The 4,663-nt window shown below is 42.0% G+C and carries 4 protein-coding genes; all 4 read right to left on the bottom strand.

Going from position 1 to position 4,663, the window contains the following annotated elements; all coding sequences use genetic code 11:
• A partial coding sequence (locus HZA10_10085) for an oligosaccharide flippase family protein (protein MBI5196654.1) occupies positions 1-419 on the bottom strand: 419 nt, incomplete at its 3' end.
• 23 nt (positions 420-442) lie between these two features.
• Positions 443-2,095, bottom strand: a complete 1,653-nt coding sequence (locus tag HZA10_10080) for an alkaline phosphatase family protein (protein ID MBI5196653.1) — start codon at positions 2,093-2,095, stop codon at positions 443-445.
• Positions 2,085-3,410, bottom strand: coding sequence for a radical SAM protein (locus tag HZA10_10075; protein ID MBI5196652.1), 1,326 nt, complete (start codon positions 3,408-3,410; stop codon positions 2,085-2,087). The genes HZA10_10080 and HZA10_10075 overlap by 11 nt, the downstream gene beginning before the upstream one ends.
• Before the next feature lie 41 nt (positions 3,411-3,451).
• On the bottom strand, positions 3,452-4,663 hold a 1,212-nt coding region (locus tag HZA10_10070), incomplete at its 5' end, for a B12-binding domain-containing radical SAM protein (GenBank protein MBI5196651.1).

Genomic DNA, 4,663 nt, shown 5'->3' with positions numbered 1-4,663 from the left:
TTCATTGACTTCAGAATTTGTCCCAGCAGCGCTATGTAAAGGCAGATAACCGCATCCTTTGAAGTTAGATTAAAATAGAAAATGACAATTACGGCAATAAGCGATACGGCAATGCTCATTAACCAGTTAAGATTTAAGCCGGAGGAAAGAAAAAGCGGACACTTTTCCTTTTCAACGGACATATCCCTTATCAGGATTCTCAAAGAACCCATTGCTATTGTGGGGCCCAAGACTAACGAGACCGCGCTTAAAAAGGCATATTCTCCAAAAAGTTCAAGTCCGAGGTAGCGTGTGGCAAGGGGAATCGTAACTAATCCGGCGGCTAATTCCGATACCTTTGCCGCAAAATTAATCAGCGTGTTCCTTGAAACCCGGGAAGCGGAACTCGCGATTTTATCTCTCCTTTTTGCTCTTTCCAATTGTTAGCTCCTTTTTGAGTGATTTATATATATCCTAATGATTTTAGTCTTTTCGCTATTTCTTCTGTTTCGTTTCCGGTATAATTCATCTCTTTTTCGTCAGGTGCAGCCTTGCCTGCTACAGCCTCGTCATATTTTACAGGATTTTTATCCGTAAAAAAGGGTTCAAATATATCATATAAAATTTTCCCGTCCATATCGGCAGGTATTTTCAAGTCCATAACATATAAAATAGTTGGCGCAAGGTCGCATATTGCGGCTCCATGAAGCGCGGAGCCTTTTTTGATGTTATTGCCGTATGCAATCAGGATGCCGTCAGGGCGGTGCATACCGCTGAATCCGTCGCTTTTGACATTTTCAATTATATCACCGCCGGACAGGGAATCTCCGGGCTCATAAGGATTATTCCCGAAGCCTAAAACAATATCAGGGGCATAAGACACATATGGTCCGCTGTAAAGTTCTTCTCTCCGGTATATCTTTTCAAAAATCTTCTGTCCTGTATAGGGGTCGGTAATCTCAGATAACTGCGATATGATAGTCCGGCGCAATTCCTCATATTCTTCCGGATTTACAATGCCCTCTTTCTCCCTGCCCTTAAGATTGCAGTAAATACCGTGCTCACTGCTCCTTCCCGCAAATGCTTTTGTCTTGGACCAGTCAATTGCGCTTTGGGCTAAAGCCATTCTTTTCCCCATAGTTTGAAACCTGAGTTTTTTCAAAAAACCGGAGTCATCATGCATAAGCGCATAATGCATAAGTCTTTTCATTAGTTTTCTCACGAATGACAGGTTATTCCCTTTTTGCTTGTTTTTAAGGGTCAGCAGACCATTTTTTTCAAGCAGTCTGTTTAATTGAATAAAGCGATGAAGCGGTCCCCCTCCGTGATCGGACATTATGAGTACAATCGTATCTTCATCAATCATTTTCAACCGCCTTCCGATAATGTTATCCAGTGTCTGATAACAATTTTCTATAAGCGGAAGATATCTGTGCGACTCTTTCTCATGATAATGCGGGTGAGCGGGGTCCATGTATTTCCAGAAGAGATGGTGAACAATGTCAGGGATGGCAAATAGATTTGTGAAAAAATCCGGAGAATATTTTCTAAAAAGATAACTGTTTATCTTTTCCTGACGGTTCAGTCTGACGGGCACGTCCTTCAGAAATTTTCTGGTTTTAGAGACGCGTTTAAAAGGTTCTGCTTCATATTTCGGGTCCACCTGAAGCAGTTCTTTCTTAAGCGAAGGGGGGAATGTGTATTCGCTTTCCTCAGACGGCGTCTCTTTGCCTGAGACAATAAATCCGTTTACTTCTCTCGGTGGGTAGTTGAACATGATATTAAGCACGCCCACGCGTTTTCCGTAATCGGACAAAATTTCCCATAAGGTTTTTGATTTTAAGAAAGTTGAATTTACAGGCAAATATCCGTGCTCTCCCGGAGAATTTCTGAAAAAGTCAAAGACCCCGTGTTTCCCCGGGTTTTTTCCTGTCTGAAATGTAGACCATGCGGCAGGCGAAAGGGGAGGCATGGCGCTTTTCAGCCGTCCGCTTGCGCCAGCTTCAATTAAATGCTTAAGATTAGGTAATTTTCCACGGCTGATTAGGGGGTTTATTACATCAAAGGTAGCGCCGTCCAGCCCGATAACCATCACCTTTATTTTTTTATTGTCCATCTGATTCAGCGCTTTTAACAAATGTTTTTGTTTTTAATAACTTTAAGACCGATGTAAATCCCCGATGCTTTTTTATCCAGCCTATAATGCCGACTTCGTAAAAAGTAGGTTTAAAAAGATCGGTTCCCTGAGTTATGACGCCCTCGCTTATGGCGATTTTCTCCAAATCCGTATTCGGGTCAATGCCGAGCTTGTTGAATGTAAGCAATTTCAACCTTTTGCCGAGGAAGACCTTCAGCTTCAGGAAAAATATCGCCTGTCTTAATAATGAAAAAATATTCTGTCCCGGAATGCCCAGCATGAAATTATACCCTATTTTAATCTGATTTTTTTGTCTTAGCAGATGATAGGTGTTAATGATATCTTTTGTCTGAATGTTTTTCTTCAGCCATTTAAGGCTGCGGTTGCTGTAACCGTCCGGGGAAAACTCAAAAAAACGGCATCCGGCTCTGATCGCCAAATCAACGAAGTTTTCATCCATAAACTTTTCGTTAAACCATGCGCTCCACTGGACATGAAGGCCCCTTTTTATAATTTCATTGCAGATCTCTTCTGCGTGCGCCTTAGGGACATTGAACACATGGTCTACAAAGGTGAATTCATTTATGCCGTAATTATTTATTAAATTTTCAATTTCATCCGCAACTTTCTCCGCCGGCCGGAGACGCAGCGTTTTTCCGCTCAAGAAAAGATATGCGCAGTAGATGCAGCTTAACATGCAGCCGCGCTTTGACTGAACGCCGATTGCGTACTCACCCTTATATTTTTGCGGGTTGATGAAGTCCCGGTGCGGTTTGGGCAGGGCTGCAAAATCCGGAGGCGCATACCTTCCGGTATAAAGAACTTCATCTTTATTTTTCCAGTATACACCCTTTACTTTTTCCGGTGAGTCTAAATTTTTCAGCAGTTCAGGGAACGATTCCTCGCCTTCCAGAAATACCCCGAAATTGATCCCCGGCTCATTCTGCATAAAGTGAATAGGAAACATGGAAAACCCGGGGCCGCCCGCCGCAATAATAATGTTATCTGAAATTTTTTTGACTGCGTCAATCGTCAGACTGAGCGGTTTGTCAGGATTGAAATACCCTTTTTCCGTGGAATAGATATGAATATTTCTTATTGAAATCCCGATGACTTCAGGGGAAAAAACAGAAATTAGCTTTTCTGTTTCTAAAAACGGGTCTCCGCCGCACAGGTTCTGGTCCAATATCCGGACCTCATGTGATGTCAGCGCCGTAGACAGATATGACAGCCCGATTGGATAGACAGGCTTGCACTCCGTTCCTGAATACAGTTGAATCAGCAGTACTTTCATCGCGGTGTGTAAATAAATATTCTATGCGGTAAGGCAGTTGTTCAGTCTGCGGCTACAACTTCCACCTTGTTTAGATTGTCCCAAAACGGCATGTTTTCGCCGTATTTTCTTTTCCATGCAAAATTAAGAGGCCTGTAAAAGAACCGCGATACATTGCCTCTCTTAAATAATTCCTCATGATGATTGTATACCTTTTCCTGAGTATAAAATTCCATCATTGCATCTTTTTGCAGTTGCTCAAGTTCTTCGGCAGTGACGTCATCTGTTTTAATCAGACTGCAGCCCCACCGTTTGAAGGCATCCCAGTTATTTGCATCTTCCCCGTTTCTGAAGTGAATGCCTTCTCCTTTGAGCGCCATCAGATAGGTTTTGGTGCCGGGATAAGGGGTCATTATATTAAAATTCGCATGAAATAAATCTAACTCCTTGGAAAAATCTATTGTTTCCCTGATTGTTTCTTTTGTATCGTAAGGAAGTCCCAATATAAAACTTGCACGGGTTTCAAAGCCGGATTTCCTGAGCATCTTAAATGCTCTTTTATAATCCTCTTTTGTAACCCCCTTATTAACAGCCTTGAGAATTTTATCCGAACCGCTTTCAACCCCCATGGTAATTCTCACGAAATGAGCTTCCTTTAACGCCCGGATTAATTCCTCATCAATGAGGTTCCCTCTCGTGGATGTCTGAAAATTAACTCCCTTCAGGTCTAGTTCTTTGATTCTTTTCAAAATCTCCAGAACCCTGTCTTTTTTCAGCGTAAAAGTATCGTCATATACAAAAAAGAATTTCACGCCCTTTTCCCTTGCAAGATATTCCACTTCAGTAATAAATTGATCTACGGTTTTATATTTTACTGATTTATTATGGAAGCAGAATAGACAATTAAAAGGGCATCCCCTGCTTGTCATAACCGAGGCGGTGTTTTGCCGCCCCTTTGTAGGGTCGGTAAACTGATATTCCGAATAATCAAGCAAATCATACGCCGGCATCGGCTGGTTCGTCAGGGTCTTTAACCCCCCGCGGATTATTTTAGAGGCATTTGAGGAATTAATTTTCTTATATTCTTTTTCAAAATAAAGGTCGTCTTCCATGCCTGTCCGGATTTCTTTATCTATGGAATTATTTGTTTCCTTATTGATTATCAAATCCAGCGGGTATTCCCCGTCTCCTATCACGACATAATCTATAGAGGAATGTTTTGCAACATCCTCTGAAACAGCGCTCGGATGGGGGCCTCCGACTATTGTCTTAAT

The organism is Nitrospirota bacterium, from assembly GCA_016212185.1.
In the GTDB taxonomy this organism is placed as follows: domain Bacteria; phylum Nitrospirota; class Thermodesulfovibrionia; order UBA6902; family DSMQ01; genus JACRGX01.
The sequence above is the reverse complement of the archived record's forward strand: the minus strand, read 5'-3'. Positions and strand labels throughout refer to the sequence as shown.